This window comes from Citrobacter sp. RHBSTW-00029, from assembly GCF_014104295.1.
Lineage (GTDB): Bacteria > Pseudomonadota > Gammaproteobacteria > Enterobacterales > Enterobacteriaceae > Citrobacter > Citrobacter youngae.
Map to the genome: position 1 here is coordinate 4,588,729 of NZ_JABXRT010000001.1, position 23,503 is coordinate 4,612,231.

General features: G+C 50.7%; 39 protein-coding genes. 37 read left to right on the forward strand and 2 right to left on the reverse strand.

The window, feature by feature from the left end:
* Positions 1–33: 33 nt before the first annotated feature.
* The 4 genes from kefG to slyD all read left to right on the forward strand — a co-directional run bounded on the left by kefG (position 34) and on the right by slyD (position 3,300).
* A complete protein-coding gene (gene kefG, locus HV041_RS22095) occupies positions 34–585 on the forward strand; it encodes a glutathione-regulated potassium-efflux system ancillary protein KefG (RefSeq protein WP_048213530.1) in 552 nt (183 codons plus the stop codon).
* Positions 585–2,390 carry a glutathione-regulated potassium-efflux system protein KefB gene (kefB, locus tag HV041_RS22100; RefSeq protein WP_048213529.1) on the forward strand — a complete coding sequence of 602 codons (1,806 nt, stop codon included), beginning with the start codon at positions 585–587 and terminating at the stop codon, positions 2,388–2,390. The genes kefG and kefB overlap by 1 nt, the downstream gene beginning before the upstream one ends.
* Before the next feature lie 9 nt (positions 2,391–2,399).
* Positions 2,400–2,600, forward strand: coding sequence for a YheV family putative zinc ribbon protein (locus HV041_RS22105; RefSeq protein WP_048213528.1), 201 nt, complete (start codon positions 2,400–2,402; stop codon positions 2,598–2,600).
* A 94-nt stretch (positions 2,601–2,694) separates the two neighbouring features.
* Positions 2,695–3,300, forward strand: coding sequence for a peptidylprolyl isomerase (gene slyD / locus HV041_RS22110; protein WP_003023634.1), 606 nt, complete (start codon positions 2,695–2,697; stop codon positions 3,298–3,300).
* Positions 3,301–3,499: 199 nt separating this feature from the next.
* Here slyD and HV041_RS22115 read toward each other — a convergent pair whose 3' ends face one another.
* Positions 3,500–3,718 carry a protein SlyX gene (locus tag HV041_RS22115; RefSeq protein ID WP_003023639.1) on the reverse strand — a complete coding sequence of 73 codons (219 nt, stop codon included), beginning with the start codon at positions 3,716–3,718 and terminating at the stop codon, positions 3,500–3,502.
* Positions 3,719–3,950: 232 nt separating this feature from the next.
* Here HV041_RS22115 and fkpA point away from each other — a divergent pair, with 232 nt between their 5' ends.
* From fkpA to bfr, 11 genes are all read left to right on the forward strand, one after another.
* Positions 3,951–4,769 carry an FKBP-type peptidyl-prolyl cis-trans isomerase gene (gene fkpA / locus HV041_RS22120; RefSeq protein WP_048213527.1) on the forward strand — a complete coding sequence of 273 codons (819 nt, stop codon included), beginning with the start codon at positions 3,951–3,953 and terminating at the stop codon, positions 4,767–4,769.
* 167 nt (positions 4,770–4,936) lie between these two features.
* Positions 4,937–5,659, forward strand: coding sequence for a transcriptional regulator (locus HV041_RS22125; protein ID WP_003023643.1), 723 nt, complete (start codon positions 4,937–4,939; stop codon positions 5,657–5,659).
* On the forward strand, positions 5,659–6,045 hold the full coding sequence (tusD, locus tag HV041_RS22130; RefSeq protein ID WP_005121677.1) for a sulfurtransferase complex subunit TusD: 387 nt from the start codon (positions 5,659–5,661) through the stop codon (positions 6,043–6,045). Before HV041_RS22125 ends, tusD begins: the two co-directional genes overlap by 1 nt.
* Positions 6,045–6,404 (forward strand): sulfurtransferase complex subunit TusC, encoded by a 360-nt coding sequence (gene tusC / locus HV041_RS22135; RefSeq protein ID WP_121585138.1) that lies wholly within the window; start codon positions 6,045–6,047, stop codon positions 6,402–6,404. Before tusD ends, tusC begins: the two co-directional genes overlap by 1 nt.
* A gap of 7 nt (positions 6,405–6,411) precedes the next feature.
* Positions 6,412–6,699, forward strand: coding sequence for a sulfurtransferase complex subunit TusB (tusB, locus tag HV041_RS22140; protein WP_008786292.1), 288 nt, complete (start codon positions 6,412–6,414; stop codon positions 6,697–6,699).
* A 125-nt stretch (positions 6,700–6,824) separates the two neighbouring features.
* Entirely contained in the window at positions 6,825–7,199 is a 375-nt protein-coding gene (gene rpsL / locus HV041_RS22145; RefSeq protein ID WP_003023654.1) for a 30S ribosomal protein S12, read from the forward strand.
* A gap of 95 nt (positions 7,200–7,294) precedes the next feature.
* Positions 7,295–7,765: a 30S ribosomal protein S7 gene (gene rpsG / locus HV041_RS22150; protein WP_003023657.1), complete on the forward strand. Its 471-nt coding sequence runs from the start codon at positions 7,295–7,297 to the stop codon at positions 7,763–7,765.
* A gap of 96 nt (positions 7,766–7,861) precedes the next feature.
* On the forward strand, positions 7,862–9,976 hold the full coding sequence (gene fusA, locus HV041_RS22155) for an elongation factor G (protein ID WP_003023659.1): 2,115 nt from the start codon (positions 7,862–7,864) through the stop codon (positions 9,974–9,976).
* Between the two features lie 69 nt (positions 9,977–10,045).
* Positions 10,046–11,230 (forward strand): elongation factor Tu, encoded by a 1,185-nt coding sequence (gene tuf / locus HV041_RS22160; RefSeq protein ID WP_003031109.1) that lies wholly within the window; start codon positions 10,046–10,048, stop codon positions 11,228–11,230.
* Positions 11,231–11,415: 185 nt separating this feature from the next.
* A complete protein-coding gene (bfd, locus tag HV041_RS22165; RefSeq protein ID WP_003031111.1) occupies positions 11,416–11,610 on the forward strand; it encodes a bacterioferritin-associated ferredoxin in 195 nt (64 codons plus the stop codon).
* A 71-nt stretch (positions 11,611–11,681) separates the two neighbouring features.
* Complete coding sequence (gene bfr / locus HV041_RS22170; protein WP_040232010.1) at positions 11,682–12,158, forward strand: bacterioferritin; 477 nt, start codon at positions 11,682–11,684, stop codon at positions 12,156–12,158.
* Here bfr and HV041_RS22175 read toward each other — a convergent pair.
* Positions 12,155–12,622 carry an A24 family peptidase gene (locus tag HV041_RS22175; RefSeq protein ID WP_048213524.1) on the reverse strand — a complete coding sequence of 156 codons (468 nt, stop codon included), beginning with the start codon at positions 12,620–12,622 and terminating at the stop codon, positions 12,155–12,157. The two genes, bfr and HV041_RS22175, sit on opposite strands and share 4 nt — an antisense overlap.
* Positions 12,623–13,002: 380 nt before the next feature.
* Between HV041_RS22175 and rpsJ the strand changes: the two genes are divergently transcribed.
* From rpsJ to secY, 22 genes are all read left to right on the forward strand, one after another.
* Entirely contained in the window at positions 13,003–13,314 is a 312-nt protein-coding gene (gene rpsJ / locus HV041_RS22180; RefSeq protein WP_001181005.1) for a 30S ribosomal protein S10, read from the forward strand.
* 32 nt (positions 13,315–13,346) lie between these two features.
* Complete coding sequence (rplC, locus tag HV041_RS22185; RefSeq protein ID WP_003031117.1) at positions 13,347–13,976, forward strand: 50S ribosomal protein L3; 630 nt, start codon at positions 13,347–13,349, stop codon at positions 13,974–13,976.
* Between the two features lie 10 nt (positions 13,977–13,986).
* Complete coding sequence (rplD, locus tag HV041_RS22190; RefSeq protein WP_003031119.1) at positions 13,987–14,592, forward strand: 50S ribosomal protein L4; 606 nt, start codon at positions 13,987–13,989, stop codon at positions 14,590–14,592.
* Positions 14,589–14,891 carry a 50S ribosomal protein L23 gene (gene rplW / locus HV041_RS22195; RefSeq protein WP_000617546.1) on the forward strand — a complete coding sequence of 101 codons (303 nt, stop codon included), beginning with the start codon at positions 14,589–14,591 and terminating at the stop codon, positions 14,889–14,891. Before rplD ends, rplW begins: the two co-directional genes overlap by 4 nt.
* A 17-nt stretch (positions 14,892–14,908) precedes the next feature.
* Positions 14,909–15,730 carry a 50S ribosomal protein L2 gene (rplB, locus tag HV041_RS22200; protein ID WP_000301869.1) on the forward strand — a complete coding sequence of 274 codons (822 nt, stop codon included), beginning with the start codon at positions 14,909–14,911 and terminating at the stop codon, positions 15,728–15,730.
* Positions 15,731–15,746: 16 nt separating this feature from the next.
* Positions 15,747–16,025, forward strand: coding sequence for a 30S ribosomal protein S19 (gene rpsS, locus HV041_RS22205; RefSeq protein WP_001138115.1), 279 nt, complete (start codon positions 15,747–15,749; stop codon positions 16,023–16,025).
* Between the two features lie 14 nt (positions 16,026–16,039).
* The gene (gene rplV / locus HV041_RS22210; RefSeq protein WP_000448832.1) at positions 16,040–16,372 is read left to right on the forward strand and encodes a 50S ribosomal protein L22; all 333 of its coding nucleotides are present in this window, start codon (positions 16,040–16,042) and stop codon (positions 16,370–16,372) included.
* 17 nt (positions 16,373–16,389) lie between these two features.
* Positions 16,390–17,091 carry a 30S ribosomal protein S3 gene (gene rpsC / locus HV041_RS22215; protein ID WP_000529945.1) on the forward strand — a complete coding sequence of 234 codons (702 nt, stop codon included), beginning with the start codon at positions 16,390–16,392 and terminating at the stop codon, positions 17,089–17,091.
* A 12-nt stretch (positions 17,092–17,103) separates the two neighbouring features.
* A complete protein-coding gene (rplP, locus tag HV041_RS22220; protein ID WP_000941208.1) occupies positions 17,104–17,514 on the forward strand; it encodes a 50S ribosomal protein L16 in 411 nt (136 codons plus the stop codon).
* Positions 17,514–17,705: a 50S ribosomal protein L29 gene (rpmC, locus tag HV041_RS22225; RefSeq protein ID WP_000644742.1), complete on the forward strand. Its 192-nt coding sequence runs from the start codon at positions 17,514–17,516 to the stop codon at positions 17,703–17,705. Before rplP ends, rpmC begins: the two co-directional genes overlap by 1 nt.
* On the forward strand, positions 17,705–17,959 hold the full coding sequence (gene rpsQ, locus HV041_RS22230) for a 30S ribosomal protein S17 (RefSeq protein WP_003031120.1): 255 nt from the start codon (positions 17,705–17,707) through the stop codon (positions 17,957–17,959). The genes rpmC and rpsQ overlap by 1 nt, the downstream gene beginning before the upstream one ends.
* 163 nt (positions 17,960–18,122) lie before the next feature.
* Complete coding sequence (gene rplN / locus HV041_RS22235; protein ID WP_000613954.1) at positions 18,123–18,494, forward strand: 50S ribosomal protein L14; 372 nt, start codon at positions 18,123–18,125, stop codon at positions 18,492–18,494.
* Positions 18,495–18,504: 10 nt separating this feature from the next.
* Positions 18,505–18,819, forward strand: a complete 315-nt coding sequence (gene rplX / locus HV041_RS22240; protein ID WP_003031122.1) for a 50S ribosomal protein L24 — start codon at positions 18,505–18,507, stop codon at positions 18,817–18,819.
* Positions 18,820–18,833: 14 nt separating this feature from the next.
* The gene (rplE, locus tag HV041_RS22245; protein WP_003031123.1) at positions 18,834–19,373 is read left to right on the forward strand and encodes a 50S ribosomal protein L5; all 540 of its coding nucleotides are present in this window, start codon (positions 18,834–18,836) and stop codon (positions 19,371–19,373) included.
* Positions 19,374–19,387: 14 nt separating this feature from the next.
* Positions 19,388–19,693: a 30S ribosomal protein S14 gene (gene rpsN, locus HV041_RS22250; RefSeq protein ID WP_003031125.1), complete on the forward strand. Its 306-nt coding sequence runs from the start codon at positions 19,388–19,390 to the stop codon at positions 19,691–19,693.
* Between the two features lie 30 nt (positions 19,694–19,723).
* Positions 19,724–20,116 carry a 30S ribosomal protein S8 gene (gene rpsH / locus HV041_RS22255; RefSeq protein WP_003031127.1) on the forward strand — a complete coding sequence of 131 codons (393 nt, stop codon included), beginning with the start codon at positions 19,724–19,726 and terminating at the stop codon, positions 20,114–20,116.
* A 12-nt stretch (positions 20,117–20,128) separates the two neighbouring features.
* Positions 20,129–20,662 carry a 50S ribosomal protein L6 gene (gene rplF / locus HV041_RS22260; RefSeq protein WP_048213523.1) on the forward strand — a complete coding sequence of 178 codons (534 nt, stop codon included), beginning with the start codon at positions 20,129–20,131 and terminating at the stop codon, positions 20,660–20,662.
* Between the two features lie 9 nt (positions 20,663–20,671).
* A complete protein-coding gene (gene rplR / locus HV041_RS22265) occupies positions 20,672–21,025 on the forward strand; it encodes a 50S ribosomal protein L18 (protein ID WP_000358960.1) in 354 nt (117 codons plus the stop codon).
* Positions 21,026–21,039: 14 nt separating this feature from the next.
* Entirely contained in the window at positions 21,040–21,543 is a 504-nt protein-coding gene (gene rpsE, locus HV041_RS22270) for a 30S ribosomal protein S5 (RefSeq protein WP_003031131.1), read from the forward strand.
* Between the two features lie 3 nt (positions 21,544–21,546).
* Positions 21,547–21,726, forward strand: coding sequence for a 50S ribosomal protein L30 (gene rpmD / locus HV041_RS22275; protein WP_001140434.1), 180 nt, complete (start codon positions 21,547–21,549; stop codon positions 21,724–21,726).
* Between the two features lie 3 nt (positions 21,727–21,729).
* Positions 21,730–22,164 (forward strand): 50S ribosomal protein L15, encoded by a 435-nt coding sequence (rplO, locus tag HV041_RS22280; RefSeq protein ID WP_003031132.1) that lies wholly within the window; start codon positions 21,730–21,732, stop codon positions 22,162–22,164.
* A 7-nt stretch (positions 22,165–22,171) separates the two neighbouring features.
* Complete coding sequence (secY, locus tag HV041_RS22285; RefSeq protein WP_001118864.1) at positions 22,172–23,503, forward strand: preprotein translocase subunit SecY; 1,332 nt, start codon at positions 22,172–22,174, stop codon at positions 23,501–23,503.

Here is a 23,503-nt window from a genome sequence, read left to right on the forward strand (position 1 = left end):
AAATAGACAAAAGACAAAACCGGGAGGGGGATGATGTCCCAGCCAGCGAAAGTGTTGCTGCTGTATGCCCATCCGGAATCTCAGGACTCGGTCGCGAACCGGGTTCTGCTTAAACCGGCCATACAGCTCAGTAATGTTACCGTGCACGACCTATACGCGCACTATCCCGATTTTTTTATCGATATTTCTCACGAGCAGGAACTGCTGCGTGAGCATGATGTGATTGTTTTTCAACATCCGCTCTATACCTATAGCTGCCCGGCCCTGCTAAAGGAGTGGCTTGACCGCGTACTGAGCCGCGGGTTTGCCAGTGGCCCCGGAGGGAATCAACTGGCGGGAAAGTACTGGCGGAGTGTGATCACTACCGGCGAACCGGAAAGCGCCTACCGCTATGACGCGCTAAACCGCTATCCGATGAGTGATGTGCTACGCCCTTTCGAGCTGACGGCAGGAATGTGCCGGATGCACTGGATGAGCCCCATCATCGTTTACTGGGCCAGACGGCAAACGAAGCAGGAGCTGGACAGCCATGCGAAAGCGTATGGTGACTGGCTGGCGAATCCGATCCCTGTGGGAGGCCGCTGATGGAAGGTTCTGATTTATTGACTGCGGGAGTGCTGTTCCTTTTCGCGGCGGTGGCTGCGGTGCCGTTGGCATCGCGGCTGGGTATTGGACCGGTGTTGGGTTATTTGCTGGCGGGGATCGCTATTGGCCCATGGGGACTTGGATTCATCAGCGATGTGGATGAAATTCTGCACTTCTCCGAGCTGGGCGTGGTCTTCCTGATGTTCATCATCGGGCTGGAACTTAACCCGGCCAAACTATGGCAATTGCGGCGTTCAATTTTTGGTGTCGGTGCCGCGCAGGTGTTACTTAGCGCGCTTGTCCTGGCAGGGTTATTGATGCTCACTGACTTTTCCTGGCAGGCGGCAGTGGTTGGCGGCATTGGTCTGGCGATGTCATCGACCGCAATGGCGTTACAGCTGATGCGGGAAAAAGGGATGAACCGCAGCGAATCCGGACAACTGGGCTTTTCGGTGCTGTTGTTCCAGGATCTGGCGGTGATCCCGGCGTTGGCGCTGGTTCCGCTGTTAGCAGGATCAGCCGATGAACATTTTGACTGGATCAAAGTGGGCATGAAAGTGTTGGCTTTTGCTGGCATGTTGATTGGCGGACGCTATCTGCTGCGTCCTGTATTTCGCTTTATTGCGGGGTCCGGCGTGCGGGAAGTATTCACCGCTGCGACGCTGCTGTTGGTGCTGGGTTCTGCTTTATTTATGGATGCGCTGGGGCTGTCGATGGCGCTGGGAACGTTTATCGCTGGCGTGCTGCTGGCGGAAAGCGAATACCGACATGAACTGGAAACGGCGATTGATCCCTTTAAAGGGCTTTTGCTCGGGTTATTTTTCATCTCTGTGGGGATGTCACTTAACCTTGGCGTGCTTTATACCCATATTTTGTGGGTAGTGGCGAGCGTGATAGTACTGGTCATCGTGAAGACGCTGGTGCTCTATGTGTTGGCGCGACTGAACGGCATGAGAAGCTCGGAGCGGATGCAATTTGCGGGGGTGCTAAGCCAGGGCGGAGAATTTGCCTTCGTGCTTTTTTCAACAGCATCTTCCCAGCGGCTGTTTCAGGGCGATCAAATGGCACTTTTGCTGGTAACCGTCACGCTGTCGATGATGACCACGCCACTGCTGATGAAGCTGATTGATAAATGGCTCTCCCGCCAGTTTAACGGCCCGGATGAAGAAGATGAAAAACCCTGGGTGGAAGACGATAAGCCGCAGGTTATTGTGGTGGGGTTTGGGCGCTTTGGTCAGGTCATCGGTCGCCTGTTAATGGCCAATAAGATGCGTATTACCGTTCTGGAACGGGATATTAGTGCGGTGAATCTGATGCGTAAATATGGCTATAAAGTCTATTACGGCGATGCCACACAGGTGGAGCTTTTACGTTCCGCTGGCGCAGAGGCGGCGCAGTCTATTGTGATCACCTGCAATGAACCTGAAGACACGATGAAGCTGGTGGAATTGTGCCAACAACATTTTCCGCATCTGCATATTCTTGCGCGAGCGCGCGGACGTGTAGAGGCGCATGAGTTATTACAGGCAGGTGTCACGCAGTTTTCCCGTGAAACTTTCTCGAGCGCACTGGAACTGGGGCGCAAAGCGCTGGTGTCGTTGGGGATGCATCCGCATCAGGCGCAGCGTGCCCAGTTGCATTTTCGTCGACTCGATATGCACATGCTACGGGAATTGATCCCAATGCACACCGATACGGTGCAAATCTCTCGTGCCAGAGAGGCCCGACGCGAGCTGGAGGAGATTTTCCAGCGGGAGATGCAGAAAGAACGGCGCCAACTGGATGGCTGGGATGAATTTGAGTAGAGGATAACCATGGCAATTCGTAAACGTTTTATTGCAGGTGCAAAATGTCCGTCCTGCCAGGCGCAGGATTCGCTGGCGATGTGGCGTGAAAATAATATCGATATTGTTGAGTGTGTTAAGTGCGGTCATCAGATGCGCGAGGCCGATAAACAGGCCCGCGAGCACGTTCGCAAAGAAGAGCAAGTGATCGGGATTTTTCATCCGGACTAGCGATATGCCGCAGCTTTTTTTAAGCTAGAGGGTACACGGGTGCAGAATTCCGCTACAATCTGCGCCACTATTCTTTCCATGCTCAGGAGATATCATGAAAGTAGCAAAGGACCTGGTGGTCAGCCTGGCCTATCAGGTACGTACAGAAGACGGTGTGTTGGTTGATGAGTCTCCGGTGAGTGCACCGCTGGACTACCTGCATGGTCACGGTTCCCTGATTTCTGGCCTGGAAACAGCGCTGGACGGTCATGAAGTTGGCGATAAATTCGACGTTGCTGTAGGCGCAAACGACGCTTACGGTCAGTATGATGAAAATCTGGTGCAGCGCGTTCCTAAAGACGTCTTCATGGGCGTTGACGAACTGCAGGTTGGCATGCGTTTCCTGGCTGAAACTGACCAGGGGCCGGTACCGGTAGAAATTACCGAAGTGGAAGACGACCACGTTGTGGTTGACGGTAACCACATGCTGGCTGGCCAGAATCTGAAATTCAACGTCGAAGTTGTCGCGATCCGCGAAGCGACCGAAGAAGAACTGGCTCATGGCCACGTTCACGGCGCGCACGGCCACGACCACGATCATGACCACGGTCATGACGGTTGCTGCGGTGGTCACGGTCACGACCATGGTCACGAGCACGGCGGCGAAGGCTGCTGCGGCGGTGGTGGTAAAGGTAACGGCGGCGGCTGCGGTTGCCACTAATACCCTTCGTCTTTCAACCCACAGCGGTGTTGGCTGCGCTTTCGAATCCTGGTCACATAGTTATCTATGCTCCCAGGACTTCCTCAAGCTTGCCGCCTTGCTGTGATTTGAAATCCTTTGGGTATATGTGAGTAGATCCGATAAGTGTTAGCGCTTTCGGACACAAAAAAAGCGGGGATATCCCCGCTTTTTTTACGTCTCAATAATGTGGCGGAGGGGTCTCTTCAGACTGTGACGCGATATGAGACGGCTGAGTGGCTTTGAGCTTCTCTGTCAGCAGACGCAGATGGTCGCGCAGTTTGGCCATTTCCAGTTCATGCGCGGTCACGGTTACGTTCAGCTCTTCAATGGTTATCTCCTGAAACGCCAGGCGACTCTCCAGCTCAGCCAGGCGAGTTTCCATCGTTGTATCCTGCATGATTCACCTCTTCTGTTTTTCTCCGGCAGATCGCGGACTGCGGCGAATTCTACTTAACTTTGCCTGTTTGCACAGCACACAATCTTCGGTCACGAAACTAATTTAAACAAAAAGAGTCTGAAAAGTGGTGATAATAGGGCGTGCCTGTATGTTGATTTGTTCTGCAACGCTTTATAGTACATTTTTATGTTAGTTAACCCTGGGGTGAGATGCCCCGGCCCTGGAGAGATGGATGAAATCACTGTTTAAAGTAACGCTGCTGGCGACCACAATGGCCGTTGCACTGCATGCCCCGATCACCTTCGCTGCTGATGCCGCGAAACCAGCCGCTACTGCTGACAGCAAAGCAGCATTCAAAAATGACGACCAAAAAGCCGCTTACGCGCTGGGCGCGTCCCTGGGTCGTTATATGGAAAACTCCCTGAAAGAACAGGAAAAACTGGGCATCAAACTGGATAAAGATCAGTTGATCGCGGGTGTTCAGGATGCGTTTGCAGATAAGAGCAAACTGTCTGACCAGGAAATCGAACAAACTCTGCAGGCATTTGAAGCGCGCGTGAAGAGCTCCGCTCAGGCAAAAATGGAAAAAGACGCGGCTGACAACGAAGCCAAAGGTAAAGTATACCGCGAGAAATTTGCTAAAGAGAAAGGCGTTAAAACCTCTGCCACTGGCCTGGTCTACAAAGTAGAGAAAGAAGGTACCGGTGCCGCTCCGAAAGACAGCGATACTGTAGTCGTAAACTACAAAGGTACGCTGATCGATGGTAAAGAGTTTGATAACTCTTACACCCGTGGTGAGCCGCTCTCTTTCCGTCTTGACGGCGTGATCCCGGGCTGGACTGAAGGCCTGAAAAACATCAAGAAAGGCGGCAAAATCCAGTTGGTTATCCCACCGGATCTGGCATACGGTAAAACTGGCGTTCCGGGCATCCCGGCAAACTCCACGCTGGTCTTTGATGTTGAGCTGTTAGATATCAAACCGGCACCAAAAGCCGATGCGCAGCCAGAAGCTGCACCGGCTGATAAAGCTGCAGACAGCAGCAAAAAGTAAGAGAACAAAAACCGCCGCCCACAGGGCGGCGGTTTTTTATTATCGACAGGATATAATTAATACTGGAAAGCGCCTTGTGCGCTGTATTACTTTAGATGCCCCTATAATAGTGATGAGCCTGCCCTGACAACATAACGACAGGCTCCTGAAAAGGAGTGCTTTTTTTCATGTCCAGGTCGCTTTTAACCAACGAAACCAGTGAGCTAGATTTACTGGATCAACGTCCTTTCGATCAAACCGACTTCGATATCCTTAAATCCTATGAAGCGGTAGTGGACGGGTTGGCGATGCTCATTGGTTCCCATTGTGAAATCGTATTGCACTCTTTGCAGGATTTGAAATGCTCGGCCATTCGCATCGCTAACGGTGAACACACGGGCCGTAAAATTGGCTCGCCGATTACCGACCTTGCGTTGCGTATGCTGCATGATATGACGGGTGCGGATAGCAGCGTGTCGAAGTGTTATTTCACACGCGCGAAAAGCGGTGTCTTGATGAAGTCGGTGACGATTGCCATTCGCAACCGTGAGCATCGCGTGATTGGTCTGCTGTGCATCAACATGAACCTTGATGTCCCTTTCTCGCAGATAATGAATACCTTTATCCCACCGGAAACCCCGGAAGTGGGCTCTGCCGTCAACTTCGCTTCTTCGGTGGAAGATCTGGTTACCCAGACGCTGGAATTCACAATCGAAGAAGTAAATGCCGATCGCAATGTTTCCAACAACGCGAAGAACCGCCAGATCGTCCTGAATTTGTATGAGAAAGGCATCTTCGATATTAAAGATGCCATCAACCAGGTCGCCGATCGTCTGAACATCTCTAAGCACACGGTCTACCTCTATATTCGCCAGTTCAAAAGCGGTGATTTCCAGGGGCAAGATAAGTAATGCGTTTTGCCATCATGGTAACCGGGCCCGCCTACGGCACACAGCAAGCGAGTAGCGCATTGCAATTTGCGCATGCGCTACTCGAAGAAGGACACGAGTTGTGTAGCGTTTTCTTTTATCGTGAGGGCGTGTATAACGCGAACGTTCTGACATCGCCCGCCAGTGATGAATTTGATTTAGTTCGAGCCTGGCAAAAGCTTCACCAACAGCATGGTGTGGCGCTGAATATCTGTGTTGCGGCAGCCTTGCGGCGTGGTGTTGTTGATGAGACTGAAGCAACACGGCTAGGGTTGTCTGGTGCTAATTTACAATCAGGATTTACTCTCAGCGGTCTTGGATCGCTGGCTGAAGCATCCCTGACGTGCGATCGCGTGGTGCAGTTTTAATGAAACGTGTTGCCTTTGTTTTTTCTACTGTGCCGCACGGCAGCGCATCCGGCCGCGAAGGACTGGATGCTTTACTGGCGACATCTGCATTAACGGAAGATCTCGGCGTGTTCTTTATCGGTGATGGTGTCTTCCAGATCCTCCAGGGTCAACAACCGGATGTCGTTCTGGCGCGAGACTATATTGCTACTTTCAAACTGTTAGGATTGTACGATATAGAACAATGCTGGCTTTGTGCGGCCTCATTGCGTGAGCGAGGCCTGGCAGAGGGGGCGAATTTTGTGGTTGATGCGACGGCGCTTGAACCGGAAGATTTACGCCGTGAGTTAGGCAACTATGACGTCATTTTAAGGTTTTGAGACTCCCATGCTGCACACACTACATCGCTCCGCGTGGCTTACCGATTTCTCCTCTCTTCTTCGCCTGGTAGATAAAGACGATGAGCTTTTATTGCTCCAGGATGGCGTGACGGCAGCAATCGAAGGAAGCCGTTTCCTTGAAAGTCTGCAAAATGCCTCCATTAAGGTTTATGTGCTGGAAGAAGACATTAAGGCTCGCGGTTTGAGTGGTCAAATTTCAGACAGTGTCGTCAGGGTTAGCTATACTGACTTCGTCAGACTTACGGTGAAGCATCCCAGCCAGATGTCCTGGTAATTGTGGGATCGTTGTATATTTCTTGACACCTTTTCGACACCGACCTAAAATTCTGCGTCCTCATATTGTATGAGGTCGTTTTATTACGTGTTTACGAAGCAAAAGCTAAAACCAGGAGCTATTTAATGGCAACAGTTAACCAGCTGGTACGCAAACCACGTGCACGCAAAGTTGCAAAAAGCAACGTGCCTGCGCTGGAAGCATGCCCGCAGAAACGTGGCGTATGTACTCGTGTATATACTACCACTCCTAAAAAACCGAACTCCGCACTGCGTAAAGTTTGCCGTGTTCGTCTGACTAACGGTTTTGAAGTGACTTCCTACATCGGTGGTGAAGGTCACAACCTGCAGGAGCACTCCGTGATCCTGATCCGTGGCGGTCGTGTAAAAGACCTCCCGGGTGTTCGTTACCACACCGTTCGTGGTGCGCTTGACTGCTCCGGCGTTAAAGACCGTAAGCAATCACGCTCCAAGTATGGCGTGAAACGTCCTAAGGCTTAATGGTTCTCCGTTAAGTAAGGCCAAACGTTTTATATTAATGTCAAACTAAACTCTTAGAGTTTTGGACAATCCTGAATTAACAACGGAGTATTTCCATGCCACGTCGTCGCGTCATTGGTCAGCGTAAAATTCTGCCGGATCCGAAGTTCGGATCAGAACTGCTGGCTAAATTTGTAAATATCCTGATGGTAGATGGTAAAAAATCTACTGCCGAAACTATCGTATACAGCGCGCTGGAGACCCTGGCTCAGCGTTCTGGTAAAAACGAACTGGAAGCTTTCGAAGTAGCTCTCGAAAACGTGCGCCCGACTGTCGAAGTTAAGTCTCGCCGCGTTGGTGGTTCTACTTATCAGGTACCAGTTGAAGTCCGTCCGGTCCGTCGTAATGCTCTGGCAATGCGTTGGATCGTTGAAGCTGCTCGTAAACGCGGTGATAAATCCATGGCTCTGCGCCTGGCGAACGAACTTTCTGATGCTGCAGAAAACAAAGGTACTGCAGTTAAGAAACGTGAAGACGTTCACCGTATGGCAGAAGCCAACAAGGCGTTCGCACACTACCGTTGGTAATCCCTTCGGAGTTTTAGTCACCAGGCGGGCGCTTCTAGTAAGCAGCCCGCTTTGGGCTACTTAAATTGAACGCCTAAAAGATAAACGAGGAATCAAATGGCTCGTACAACACCCATCGCGCGCTACCGTAACATCGGTATCAGTGCGCACATCGACGCCGGTAAAACCACTACTACCGAACGTATTCTGTTCTACACCGGTGTAAACCATAAAATCGGTGAAGTTCATGACGGCGCAGCCACCATGGACTGGATGGAGCAGGAGCAGGAGCGTGGTATTACTATCACCTCCGCAGCGACTACTGCATTCTGGTCTGGTATGGCTAAGCAGTACGAACCGCATCGCGTAAACATCATCGACACCCCGGGGCACGTTGACTTCACAATCGAAGTAGAACGTTCCATGCGTGTGCTTGATGGTGCAGTAATGGTTTACTGCGCAGTTGGTGGTGTTCAGCCTCAGTCTGAAACCGTATGGCGTCAGGCAAACAAATATAAAGTTCCGCGCATTGCGTTCGTTAACAAAATGGACCGTATGGGTGCGAACTTCCTGAAAGTTGTTGGTCAGATCAAAACCCGTCTGGGCGCGAACCCTGTTCCGCTGCAGCTGGCAATTGGCGCTGAAGAAGCGTTCACCGGTGTTGTTGACCTGGTGAAAATGAAAGCCATCAACTGGAACGAAGAAGATGCAGGCGTAACCTTCACTTATGAAGATATCCCGGCTGACATGCAGGAACTGGCTGAAGAATGGCACCAGAACCTGATCGAGTCCGCTGCGGAAGCTTCAGAAGAGCTGATGGAGAAATACCTGGGTGGTGAAGAACTGACTGAAGAAGAGATCAAAAAAGCTCTGCGTCAGCGTGTTCTGAACAACGAAATCATCCTGGTAACCTGTGGTTCTGCGTTCAAGAACAAAGGTGTTCAGGCGATGCTGGATGCGGTAATTGATTACCTGCCATCCCCAGTCGACGTACCTGCGATCAACGGTATTTTGGACGACGGTAAAGATACTCCTGCTGAGCGTCATGCTAGCGATGACGAGCCGTTTGCTGCTCTGGCATTCAAAATCGCTACCGACCCGTTCGTGGGTAACCTGACCTTCTTCCGCGTGTACTCTGGTGTGGTTAACTCCGGTGACACCATCCTGAACTCCGTGAAAACTGCACGTGAACGTTTCGGCCGTATCGTACAGATGCACGCTAACAAACGTGAAGAGATCAAAGAAGTTCGCGCGGGCGATATCGCTGCTGCTATCGGTCTGAAAGACGTGACCACTGGTGACACTCTGTGTGACCCGGATCACCCGATCATTCTGGAACGTATGGAATTCCCTGAGCCGGTAATTTCCATCGCGGTAGAACCGAAAACCAAAGCTGACCAGGAAAAAATGGGTCTGGCTCTGGGCCGTCTGGCTAAAGAAGACCCGTCATTCCGCGTATGGACTGACGAAGAATCTAACCAGACCATTATCGCTGGTATGGGTGAGCTGCACCTCGACATCATCGTTGACCGTATGAAGCGTGAATTCAACGTTGAAGCGAACGTCGGTAAACCTCAGGTTGCTTACCGTGAAGCGATTCGCGCGAAAGTTACCGATATCGAAGGTAAACACGCTAAGCAGTCTGGTGGTCGCGGTCAGTACGGTCATGTTGTTATCGACATGTACCCGCTGGAGCCGGGTTCAAACCCGAAAGGCTACGAGTTCATCAACGACATCAAAGGTGGTGTAATTCCTGGCGAATACATCCCGGCCGTTGATAAAGGCATCCAGGAACAGCTGAAATCTGGCCCGCTGGCTGGTTACCCGGTTGTTGATCTGGGCGTGCGTCTGCACTTCGGTTCTTACCATGACGTTGACTCCTCTGAGCTGGCGTTTAAACTGGCCGCTTCTATCGCCTTCAAAGATGGCTTTAAGAAAGCGAAACCAGTTCTGCTTGAGCCTATCATGAAGGTTGAAGTAGAGACTCCGGAAGAGAACACCGGTGACGTAATCGGTGACTTGAGCCGCCGTCGTGGTATGCTTCGTGGTCAGGAATCCAACGTCACTGGCGTTGTTATCCATGCTGAAGTTCCGCTGTCTGAAATGTTCGGATATGCAACCCAGCTGCGTTCTCTGACCAAAGGCCGTGCTTCTTACTCCATGGAGTTCCTGAAGTACGACGATGCGCCGAACAACGTTGCTCAGGCCGTTATTGAAGCCCGTGGTAAATAATCCACAGGATTAAAACCTAAGTCCCGTGCTCTCTCCATAGGGGAGAGCACTATAGTAAGGAATATAGCCGTGTCTAAAGAAAAATTTGAACGTACAAAACCGCACGTTAACGTCGGCACCATCGGCCACGTTGACCACGGTAAAACTACCCTGACCGCTGCAATCACTACCGTACTGGCTAAAACCTACGGCGGTGCTGCTCGTGCATTCGACCAGATCGATAACGCGCCGGAAGAAAAAGCTCGTGGTATCACCATCAACACTTCTCACGTTGAATATGACACCCCGACTCGCCACTACGCACACGTAGACTGCCCGGGCCACGCCGACTATGTTAAAAACATGATCACCGGTGCTGCGCAGATGGACGGCGCGATCCTGGTTGTTGCTGCGACTGACGGCCCGATGCCGCAGACTCGTGAGCACATCCTGCTGGGTCGTCAGGTAGGCGTTCCGTACATCATCGTGTTCCTGAACAAATGCGACATGGTTGATGACGAAGAGCTGCTGGAACTGGTAGAAATGGAAGTTCGTGAACTTCTGTCTCAGTACGATTTCCCGGGCGACGACACTCCGATCGTTCGTGGTTCTGCTCTGAAAGCGCTGGAAGGCGAAGCAGAGTGGGAAGCGAAAATCATCGAACTGGCTGGCTTCCTGGATTCTTACATCCCGGAACCAGAACGTGCTATCGATAAGCCGTTCCTGCTGCCAATCGAAGACGTATTCTCCATCTCCGGTCGTGGTACCGTTGTTACCGGTCGTGTAGAACGCGGTATCATCAAAGTTGGTGAAGAAGTTGAAATCGTTGGTATCAAAGAGACTGCTAAGTCTACCTGTACTGGCGTTGAAATGTTCCGCAAACTGCTGGACGAAGGCCGTGCTGGTGAGAACGTTGGTGTTCTGCTGCGTGGTATCAAACGTGAAGAAATCGAACGTGGTCAGGTACTGGCTAAGCCGGGCTCTATCAAGCCGCACACCAAGTTCGAATCTGAAGTGTACATTCTGTCCAAAGACGAAGGCGGCCGTCATACTCCGTTCTTCAAAGGCTACCGTCCGCAGTTCTACTTCCGTACTACTGACGTGACTGGTACCATCGAACTGCCGGAAGGCGTAGAGATGGTAATGCCGGGCGACAACATCAAAATGGTTGTTACCCTGATCCACCCGATCGCGATGGACGACGGTCTGCGTTTCGCAATCCGTGAAGGCGGCCGTACTGTAGGTGCGGGCGTTGTTGCTAAAGTAATGAGCTAATTATTGATTAATTGGCTTTGAGCTTAAAAAGGGCGCTTAGGCGCCCTTTTTGCTGCCTGCAATTTAGTAGCTGTCATATTTATTCGCATTTTTTATTCATTCTCCCGCCGCGTAAATAGCGTTGTGCTATTGTAATCATAACTATTCTCATTTACACTTTGCGCAGAAATTGAACGGGAGCGATCATGTACGTTTGTTTGTGTAATGCGATAAGTGATAAAAAAATTCGTCAGGCTGTTCGCCAGTTTCATCCTCAGTCCTTTCAGCAATTACGTAAGTTTATTCCTGTTGGAAATCAGTGCGGTAAGTGCATTCGTGCTGCGCGTGAAGTCATGCAGGATGAATTAACTCAAATGCCAGAATTTAAAGAGATCGCCTAAGTCACACTCTTTTTTTTGACATCCCTGTAGCCCCATCTACGCTCTAAGAGTGGAAGCGGAGGGACTATAAAATGAAAGGTGATGTTAAAATCATAAATTATCTCAATAAACTATTGGGAAATGAGCTTGTCGCGATCAACCAGTATTTTCTCCATGCTCGTATGTTTAAAAACTGGGGACTGACTCGCCTCAATGATGTTGAGTACCATGAATCTATCGATGAGATGAAACACGCTGATAAATATATTGAGCGTATTTTATTCTTAGAAGGTCTCCCAAACTTACAAGATCTAGGTAAGTTGGGGATTGGTGAAGATGTTGAAGAGATGCTGCAATCCGATCTTCGACTCGAGCTTGATGGTGCGAAAGATTTACGCGAAGCCATTGCTTACGCCGATAGCGTTCATGACTATGTTAGTCGGGACATGATGATTGAGATCCTGACCGAAGAAGAAGGGCATATCGATTGGCTCGAAACGGAGTTGGATCTGATTGGAAAACTTGGATTGCAAAACTATCTGCAATCGCAAATTAAGGTCAGCGACTAACCGCCCTGTATCAGATTTAGCCAGCCAACAACAAAACCCGCAGCCGCCAGATATGGCCCAAAAGGCAGCGGGTTTTTTAGTTTCTTTTTTCCATGCGTTATAAATGCTACACCTGTCATGCAGCAAGCCAGCCCGGCGGCAAGTAAGATCAACAGAGGTAATGAGTCCCATCGATGCCACGCGCCAAGTGCGGCGAGAAATTTTACGTCTCCATAGCCTAATCCTTCTTGATGCCATGCCAGGCGGTATCCCCAATAGAACAGAGAAAATACACCATACCCTGCAATGGCTCCCCAAAGTGCATCGGACAACTGTGTGGGGTTGCAACATTGATGAAAAAGAAGACCACTCCAGAGAAGAGGGCAGGTGAATTTGTCGGGCAATAGGCCAGTACGCAAATCCTGAACCCCAAGCAGTCCGGATAGAGAGATATAAATCAGCAAAAAGGGAAGTTCAGTATTCATGTCTCAATCCGATGCGAGAAAGAGCTAACTATCAGGCAAGTAGCGCTAACTGCACAACGCCCGAATATCCATTTTGCTGGCGTCTTTCCAGGGAATTTGCGCCGCGTAAAAGCGTATACAATCAGAGTGGAATAGCACTCGCATCTGCGTAAGAGTGATTAATTTCTACGCGGCACTTGCTTAAGACTGAGATTTACGTATAATGCGCGGGCTTGTCTAATATTGACAGCGGTTCGATATGAGCCACCGGTACTGCGAAAGCAATACCAGACAATGTTCCCAATCGGGGAACTCTGTAAGAACGGTTACACTCTCCCATCAATCGTAATGGGTTTGAGGAGTAACTATTTCGTCTATAAAATAATTGGAGCTCTGGTCTCATGCAGAACCAAAGAATCCGTATCCGTTTGAAAGCGTTTGATCATCGTCTGATCGATCAATCAACCGCGGAAATCGTCGAGACTGCCAAGCGCACTGGTGCGCAGGTTCGTGGTCCGATCCCGCTGCCGACCCGCAAAGAGCGTTTCACCGTTCTGATCTCCCCGCACGTCAACAAAGACGCGCGTGATCAGTACGAGATCCGTACTCACAAGCGTCTGGTTGACATCGTTGAGCCAACTGAAAAAACCGTTGATGCTCTGATGCGTCTGGACCTGGCTGCCGGTGTAGACGTGCAGATCAGCCTGGGTTAATCAGGTCATCGAGCGATTGAGAGGTTGATACAATGATTGGTTTAGTCGGTAAAAAAGTGGGTATGACCCGCATCTTCACTGAAGATGGCGTATCTATCCCAGTAACCGTTATCGAAGTTGAAGCAAACCGCGTTACTCAGGTTAAAGATCTGGCTAACGATGGCTATCGCGCTGTTCAGGTTACCACCGGTGCTAAAAAAGCTAACCGCGTAACTAAGCCGGAAGCTGGCCACTTTGCTAAAGCTGGCGTAGAAGCTGGCCGCGGCCTGTGGGAGTTCCGTCTGGCAGATGGTGAAGAATACACCGTTGGTCAGAACATTAGCGTTGAACTGTTTGCTGACGTTAAAAAAGTTGACGTAACCGGTACCTCTAAAGGTAAAGGTTTCGCTGGTACCGTTAAGCGCTGGAACTTCCGTACCCAGGACGCTACTCACGGTAACTCCTTGTCTCACCGCGTTCCGGGTTCTATCGGTCAGAACCAGACTCCGGGCAAAGTGTTCAAAGGCAAGAAAATGGCAGGTCAGCTGGGCAACGAACGTGTAACCGTTCAGAGCCTGGACGTAGTACGTGTTGACGCTGAGCGCAACCTGCTGCTGGTTAAAGGTGGTGTTCCGGGTGCGACCGGTTGCGACCTGATCGTTAAACCAGCTGTGAAGGCGTAAGGGGATAGCAATGGAATTAGTATTGAAAGACGCGCAGAGCGCGCTGACTGTTTCCGAAACTACCTTCGGTCGTGATTTCAACGAAGCGCTGGTTCACCAGGTTGTTGTTGCTTATGCAGCTGGTGCTCGTCAGGGTACTCGTGCTCAGAAGACTCGTGCTGAAGTAACTGGTTCAGGCAAAAAGCCGTGGCGCCAGAAAGGTACCGGCCGTGCGCGTTCAGGTTCTATCAAGAGCCCGATCTGGCGTTCAGGTGGCGTGACCTTCGCTGCTCGTCCACAGGACCACAGTCAAAAAGTAAACAAAAAGATGTACCGCGGCGCGCTGAAAAGCATTCTGTCCGAACTGGTACGTCAGGATCGTCTGATCGTTGTCGAATCATTCTCTGTTGAAGCGCCTAAAACTAAGCTGCTGGCACAGAAACTGAAAGACATGGCTCTGGAAGATGTGCTGATCATCACCGGTGAGCTGGACGAGAACCTGTTCCTGGCTGCGCGCAACCTGCACAAGGTTGACGTACGCGATGCAACTGGTATCGACCCGGTTAGCCTGATCGCCTTCGACAAAGTCGTAATGACTGCTGATGCTGTTAAGCAAGTTGAGGAGATGCTGGCATGATTCGTGAAGAACGTCTGCTGAAAGTGCTGCGCGCACCGCACGTTTCTGAAAAAGCGTCTACTGCGATGGAAAAAACTAACACCATCGTTCTCAAAGTTGCTAAAGACGCGACCAAAGCAGAAATCAAAGCTGCTGTGCAGAAACTGTTTGAAGTCGAAGTCGAAGTCGTTAACACCCTGGTAGTTAAAGGGAAAGTTAAACGTCACGGACAGCGTATCGGTCGTCGTAGCGACTGGAAAAAAGCTTACGTCACCCTGAAGGAAGGCCAGAATCTGGACTTCGTCGGCGGCGCTGAGTAAGTCGGAGGAGTAATACAATGGCAGTTGTTAAATGTAAACCGACATCTCCGGGTCGTCGCCACGTTGTTAAAGTGGTCAACCCAGAGCTGCACAAGGGCAAACCTTTTGCTCCGCTGGTTGAAAAAAACAGCAAATCCGGTGGTCGTAACAACAATGGCCGCATCACCACTCGTCACATCGGTGGTGGTCACAAGCAGGCTTATCGTATTGTTGACTTCAAACGCAACAAAGACGGTATCCCGGCAGTTGTTGAACGTCTTGAGTACGATCCGAACCGTTCCGCGAACATCGCGCTGGTTCTGTACAAAGACGGTGAACGCCGTTACATTCTGGCCCCTAAAGGCCTGAAAGCTGGCGACCAGATTCAGTCTGGCGTTGATGCTGCAATCAAAGCAGGTAACACCCTGCCGATGCGCAATATCCCGGTTGGTTCTACCGTTCATAACGTAGAAATGAAACCAGGTAAAGGCGGTCAGCTGGCACGTTCCGCTGGTACTTACGTTCAGATCGTTGCTCGTGATGGTGCTTATGTCACCCTGCGTCTGCGTTCTGGTGAAATGCGTAAAGTCGAAGCAGATTGCCGTGCGACTCTGGGCGAAGTTGGCAATGCTGAGCATATGCTGCGCGTTCTGGGTAAAGCAGGTGCTGCACGCTGGCGTGGTGTTCGTCCTACCGTTCGCGGTACTGCGATGAACCCAGTCGACCACCCACATGGTGGTGGTGAAGGTCGTAACTTTGGTAAGCACCCGGTAACTCCGTGGGGCGTTCAGACCAAAGGTAAGAAGACCCGCAGCAACAAGCGTACTGATAAATTCATCGTACGTCGCCGTAGCAAATAATTTTAGAGGATAAGCCATGCCACGTTCTCTCAAGAAAGGTCCTTTTATTGACCTGCACTTGCTGAAGAAGGTAGAGAAAGCGGTGGAAAGCGGAGACAAGAAGCCCCTGCGCACTTGGTCCCGTCGTTCAACGATCTTTCCTAACATGATCGGTTTGACCATCGCTGTCCATAATGGTCGTCAGCACGTTCCGGTATTTGTTTCCGACGAAATGGTCGGTCACAAACTGGGTGAATTCGCACCGACTCGTACTTATCGCGGCCACGCTGCTGATAAAAAAGCGAAGAAGAAATAAGGTAGGAGGAAGAGATGGAAACTTTAGCTCAACATCGCCATGCTCGTTCTTCTGCTCAGAAGGTTCGCCTTGTTGCAGACCTGATTCGCGGTAAGAAAGTGTCGCAGGCCCTTGATATTCTGACCTACACCAATAAGAAAGCGGCTGTACTGGTTAAGAAAGTCCTGGAATCTGCCATTGCTAACGCTGAACACAACGATGGCGCTGACATTGACGATCTGAAAGTTACGAAAATTTTCGTAGACGAAGGCCCGAGCATGAAGCGCATTATGCCGCGTGCAAAAGGTCGTGCAGATCGCATCCTGAAGCGCACCAGCCACATTACTGTGGTTGTGTCCGATCGCTGAGACTCTGGAGACTAGCAATGGGTCAGAAAGTACATCCTAATGGTATTCGCCTGGGTATTGTAAAACCATGGAACTCAACCTGGTTTGCGAACACCAAAGAATTCGCTGACAACCTGGACAGCGATTTTAAAGTACGTCAGTACCTGACTAAGGAACTGGCGAAAGCGTCTGTATCTCGTATCGTTATCGAGCGTCCGGCTAAGAGCATCCGTGTGACCATTCACACTGCTCGCCCGGGTATCGTTATCGGTAAGAAAGGCGAAGACGTAGAAAAACTGCGCAAAGTCGTAGCGGATATTGCTGGCGTTCCTGCTCAGATCAATATCGCCGAAGTGCGTAAGCCTGAACTGGACGCAAAATTGGTTGCTGACAGCATCACTTCTCAGCTGGAACGTCGCGTTATGTTCCGTCGTGCTATGAAGCGTGCTGTACAGAACGCAATGCGTCTGGGCGCTAAAGGTATCAAAGTTGAAGTTAGCGGCCGTCTGGGCGGCGCGGAAATCGCACGTACCGAATGGTACCGCGAAGGTCGCGTACCTCTGCACACTCTGCGTGCTGACATCGACTACAACACCTCTGAAGCGCACACCACTTACGGTGTAATCGGCGTTAAAGTGTGGATCTTCAAAGGCGAGATCCTGGGTGGTATGGCTGCTGTTGAACAACCGGAAAAACCGGCTGCGCAACCTAAAAAGCAGCAGCGTAAAGGCCGTAAATAAGGAGCGTCGCTGATGTTACAACCAAAGCGTACAAAATTCCGTAAAATGCACAAAGGCCGTAACCGCGGTCTGGCTGCTGGCGCGGATGTTAGCTTCGGCAGCTTCGGTCTGAAAGCTGTTGGCCGTGGTCGTCTGACTGCCCGTCAGATCGAAGCAGCACGTCGTGCTATGACCCGTGCAGTTAAGCGTCAAGGTAAGATCTGGATCCGTGTATTCCCGGACAAACCGATCACTGAAAAGCCGCTGGCAGTGCGTATGGGTAAAGGTAAAGGTAACGTGGAGTATTGGGTTGCCTTGATTCAGCCGGGTAAAGTCCTGTATGAAATGGACGGCGTACCGGAAGAGCTGGCCCGTGAAGCATTCAAGCTGGCAGCAGCGAAACTGCCGATTAAAACCACCTTTGTAACTAAGACGGTGATGTAATGAAAGCAAAAGAGCTGCGTGAGAAGAGTGTTGAAGAGCTGAACACCGAGCTGCTGAATCTGCTGCGTGAGCAGTTCAACCTGCGTATGCAGGCTGCAAGTGGCCAGCTGCAACAGTCTCACCTGTTGAAGCAAGTGCGTCGTGACGTCGCACGCGTTAAGACTTTACTGACTGAGAAGGCGGGTGCGTAATGACCGATAAAATCCGTACTCTGCAAGGTCGCGTTGTTAGCGATAAAATGGAGAAATCCATCGTTGTTGCTATCGAACGTTTTGTGAAACACCCGATCTACGGTAAATTCATTAAGCGTACGACCAAACTGCACGTACATGACGAGAACAACGAATGCGGTACTGGTGACGTGGTTGAAATCCGCGAATGCCGTCCGCTGTCCAAGACCAAGTCCTGGACGCTGGTTCGCGTTGTAGAGAAAGCCGTTCTGTAATACAGTAGGCATTCTCAACGAATAAACGGCTCAGCGATGAGCCGTTTATTTTTTCTACCCATATCGTTGAAGCGGTGTTATAATGCCGCGCCCCCGATATGGGGCTTTTTTAACGACCTGATTTTCGGGTCTCAGTAGTAGTTGACATTAGCGGAGCACTAAAATGATCCAAGAACAGACTATGCTGAACGTCGCCGACAACTCCGGTGCACGTCGCGTAATGTGTATCAAGGTTCTGGGTGGCTCGCACCGTCGCTACGCAGGCGTCGGCGATATCATCAAGATCACCATCAAGGAAGCAATTCCGCGTGGTAAGGTCAAAAAAGGTGATGTGCTGAAGGCGGTAGTGGTGCGCACCAAGAAGGGTGTTCGTCGCCCGGACGGTTCTGTCATTCGCTTCGATGGAAATGCATGCGTTATTTTAAACAATAACAGCGAGCAACCTATCGGTACGCGTATTTTTGGGCCGGTAACTCGTGAACTTCGTAACGAGAAGTTCATGAAAATTATCTCTCTGGCACCAGAAGTACTCTAAGGAGCGAATCATGGCAGCGAAGATCCGTCGTGATGACGAAGTTATCGTGTTAACCGGTAAAGATAAAGGTAAACGCGGTAAAGTTAAGAATGTCCTGTCTTCCGGCAAGGTCATTGTTGAAGGTATCAACCTGGTTAAGAAACATCAGAAGCCGGTTCCGGCCCTGAACCAACCAGGCGGCATCGTAGAGAAAGAAGCAGCTATTCAGATCTCTAACCTTGCTATCTTCAACGCGGCAACCGGCAAGGCTGACCGTGTAGGCTTTAGATTCGAAGACGGCAAAAAAGTCCGTTTCTTTAAATCTAACAGCGAAACTATCAAGTAATTTGGAGTAGTACGATGGCGAAACTGCATGATTACTACAAAGACGAAGTAGTCGCTAAACTCATGACTGAGTTTAACTACAATTCTGTCATGCAAGTCCCTCGGGTCGAGAAGATCACCCTGAACATGGGTGTTGGTGAAGCGATCGCTGACAAGAAACTGCTGGATAACGCAGCAGCTGACCTGACAGCAATCTCCGGTCAAAAACCGCTGATCACCAAAGCACGCAAATCTGTTGCAGGCTTCAAAATCCGTCAGGGCTATCCGATCGGCTGTAAAGTAACTCTGCGTGGCGAACGCATGTGGGAGTTCTTTGAGCGCCTGATCACTATTGCTGTTCCACGTATCCGTGACTTCCGTGGCTTGTCCGCTAAGTCTTTCGACGGTCGTGGTAACTACAGCATGGGTGTCCGTGAGCAGATCATCTTCCCAGAAATCGACTACGATAAAGTCGACCGCGTGCGTGGTTTGGATATTACCATTACCACTACTGCGAAATCTGACGAAGAAGGCCGTGCTCTGCTGGCTGCCTTTGACTTCCCGTTCCGCAAGTAAGGTAGGGTTACTGAATGGCTAAGCAATCAATGAAAGCACGCGAAGTAAAGCGCGTAGCTTTAGCTGATAAGTACTTCGCAAAACGCGCTGAACTGAAAGCTATTATCTCTGATGTGAACGCGACCGACGAAGATCGTTGGAACGCAGTTCTCAAGCTGCAGTCTCTGCCGCGTGATTCCAGCCCGTCCCGTCAGCGTAACCGCTGCCGTCAAACAGGTCGTCCGCATGGCTATGTGGGCAAGTTCGGGTTGAGCCGTATCAAACTGCGTGAAGCCGCCATGCGCGGTGAAGTACCAGGCTTGAAAAAGGCTAGCTGGTAATTACCAATTGAATCACGGGAGTAAAGACAGATGAGCATGCAAGATCCGATCGCGGATATGCTGACCCGTATCCGTAACGGTCAGGCCGCGAATAAAGCTGCGGTCACCATGCCTTCCTCCAAGCTGAAAGTGGCAATTGCCAACGTGCTGAAGGAAGAAGGTTTTATTGAAGATTTTAAAGTTGAAGGCGACACCAAGCCGGAACTGGAACTTACTCTCAAGTATTTCCAGGGTAAAGCTGTTGTAGAAAGCATTCAGCGTGTCAGTCGCCCAGGTCTGCGCATTTATAAGCGTAAAGACGAGCTGCCGAAAGTTATGGCTGGCATGGGTATCGCAGTTGTTTCTACCTCTAAAGGTGTTATGACTGATCGTGCAGCGCGCCAGGCTGGTCTTGGTGGCGAAATTATCTGCTACGTAGCCTAATCGGAGGAAAAAATGTCTCGTGTTGCTAAAGCACCGGTCGTTATTCCTGCCGGCGTTGATGTAAAAATCAACGGTCAGGTTATTACGATCAAAGGTAAAAACGGCGAGCTGACTCGTACTCTCAACGATGCTGTTGCAGTAAATCATGCAGATAATGCACTGACCTTCGGTCCGCGTGATGGTTACGCAGATGGATGGGCTCAGGCTGGTACCGCGCGTGCCCTGCTGAACTCAATGGTTGTCGGTGTTACCGAAGGCTTCACTAAGAAGCTTCAGCTGGTTGGTGTAGGTTATCGTGCAGCGGTTAAAGGGAATGTAGTAAACCTGGCTTTAGGTTTCTCTCACCCAGTTGACCATCAGCTGCCTGCGGGAATCACTGCAGAATGTCCGACTCAGACTGAGATCGTGCTGAAAGGCGCTGATAAACAGCTGATCGGTCAGGTTGCAGCAGATCTGCGCGCCTACCGTCGTCCTGAGCCTTATAAAGGCAAGGGTGTTCGTTACGCCGACGAAGTCGTGCGTACCAAAGAGGCTAAGAAGAAGTAAGGTAACACTATGGATAAGAAATCTGCTCGTATCCGTCGTGCGACCCGCGCACGCCGCAAGCTCCAGGAGCTGGGTGCAACTCGCCTGGTGGTACATCGTACCCCGCGTCATATTTACGCACAGGTAATTGCACCGAACGGTTCTGAAGTTCTGGTAGCTGCTTCTACTGTAGAAAAAGCTATCGCTGAACAATTGAAGTACACCGGTAACAAAGACGCTGCTGCAGCTGTAGGTAAAGCTGTTGCTGAACGCGCTCTGGAAAAAGGCATCAAAGATGTATCCTTTGACCGTTCCGGGTTCCAATATCATGGTCGTGTCCAGGCACTGGCAGATGCTGCCCGTGAAGCTGGCCTTCAGTTCTAAGGTAGAGGTGTAAGATGGCTCACATCGAAAAACAAGCTGGCGAACTGCAGGAAAAGCTGATCGCGGTTAACCGCGTATCTAAAACCGTTAAAGGTGGTCGTATTTTCTCCTTCACAGCTCTGACTGTAGTTGGTGATGGTAACGGTCGCGTTGGTTTTGGTTACGGTAAAGCGCGTGAAGTTCCAGCAGCGATCCAGAAAGCGATGGAAAAAGCCCGTCGCAATATGATTAACGTCGCGCTGAACCACGGCACCCTGCAGCACCCGGTTAAGGGTACTCACACGGGTTCTCGTGTCTTCATGCAGCCGGCTTCCGAAGGTACCGGTATCATCGCCGGTGGTGCAATGCGCGCCGTTCTGGAAGTCGCTGGAGTTCGTAACGTTCTGGCTAAAGCGTATGGTTCCACTAACCCGATTAACGTGGTTCGTGCAACTATCGATGGTCTGGAAAATATGAAATCTCCGGAAATGGTCGCTGCCAAGCGTGGTAAATCCGTTGAAGAAATTCTGGGGAAATAAACCATGGCAAAGACTATTAAAATTACTCAAACCCGCAGTGCAATCGGTCGTCTGCCGAAACACAAGGCAACGCTGCTTGGCCTGGGTCTGCGTCGTATTGGTCACACCGTAGAGCGCGAGGATACTCCTGCTGTTCGTGGTATGGTCAACGCGGTTTCCTTCATGGTTAAAGTTGAGGAGTAAGAGATGCGTTTAAATACTCTGTCTCCGGCCGAAGGCTCTAAAAAAGCGGCTCGCCGCCTGGGTCGTGGTATCGGTTCTGGCCTCGGTAAAACCGGTGGTCGTGGTCACAAAGGTCAGAAGTCTCGTTCTGGCGGTGGCGTACGTCGCGGTTTCGAGGGTGGTCAGATGCCTCTGTACCGTCGTCTGCCGAAATTCGGCTTCACTTCACGTAAAGCAGCGATTACAGCCGAAGTTCGTCTGTCTGACCTGGCTAAAGTTGAAGGCGGTGTTGTAGACCTGAACACGCTGAAAGCAGCCAACATTATCGGTATCCAGATCGAGTTCGCGAAAGTGATCCTGGCTGGTGAAGTCACTACTCCGGTAACTGTTCGTGGCCTGCGTGTTACTAAAGGCGCTCGTGCTGCTATCGAAGCTGCTGGCGGTAAAATCGAGGAATAAGTAGCAGATGGCTAAACAACCGGGATTAGATTTTCAAAGTGCCAAAGGTGGCTTAGGCGAGCTGAAACGCAGACTGCTGTTTGTAATCGGCGCGCTGATTGTGTTCCGTATTGGCTCTTTCATTCCGATCCCTGGTATTGATGCCGCTGTACTTGCCAAACTGCTTGAGCAACAGCGAGGCACCATCATTGAAATGTTTAACATGTTCTCTGGTGGTGCACTCAGCCGTGCTTCTATCTTTGCTCTGGGGATCATGCCGTATATTTCGGCGTCGATCATTATCCAGCTGCTGACGGTGGTTCATCCAACGCTGGCAGAAATTAAGAAAGAAGGGGAGTCTGGTCGTCGTAAGATCAGCCAGTACACCCGTTACGGTACTCTGGTGCTGGCTATATTCCAGTCGATCGGTATTGCTACCGGTCTGCCGAATATGCCTGGTATGCAGGGCCTGGTGATGAACCCAGGCTTTGCATTCTATTTCACCGCTGTTGTAAGTCTGGTTACAGGGACGATGTTCCTGATGTGGTTGGGTGAACAGATTACTGAACGTGGTATCGGCAACGGTATCTCAATCATTATCTTCGCCGGTATTGTCGCGGGACTCCCGCCAGCCATTGCCCATACTATCGAGCAAGCGCGTCAAGGCGACCTGCACTTCCTCGTGTTGCTGTTGGTTGCAGTATTAGTATTCGCAGTGACGTTCTTTGTTGTATTTGTTGAGCGTGGTCAACGCCGCATTGTGGTAAACTACGCGAAACGTCAGCAAGGTCGTCGTGTCTATGCTGCACAGAGCACACATTTACCGCTGAAAGTGAATATGGCGGGGGTAATCCCGGCAATCTTCGCTTCCAGTATTATTCTGTTCCCGGCGACCATCGCGTCATGGTTCGGGGGCGGGACTGGTTGGAACTGGCTGACAACAATTTCGCTGTATTTGCAGCCTGGGCAACCGCTTTATGTGTTACTCTATGCGTCTGCAATCATCTTCTTCTGTTTCTTCTATACGGCGTTGGTTTTCAACCCGCGTGAAACAGCAGATAACCTGAAGAAGTCCGGTGCATTTGTACCAGGAATTCGTCCGGGAGAGCAAACGGCGAAGTATATCGATAAAGTAATGACCCGCCTGACTCTGGTTGGTGCGCTCTACATTACCTTTATCTGCCTGATCCCGGAGTTCATGCGTGATGCAATGAAAGTACCGTTCTACTTCGGTGGGACCTCACTGCTTATCGTTGTTGTCGTGATTATGGACTTTATGGCTCAAGTGCAAACTCTGATGATGTCAAGTCAGTACGAGTCTGCATTGAAGAAGGCGAATCTGAAAGGCTACGGCCGTTAA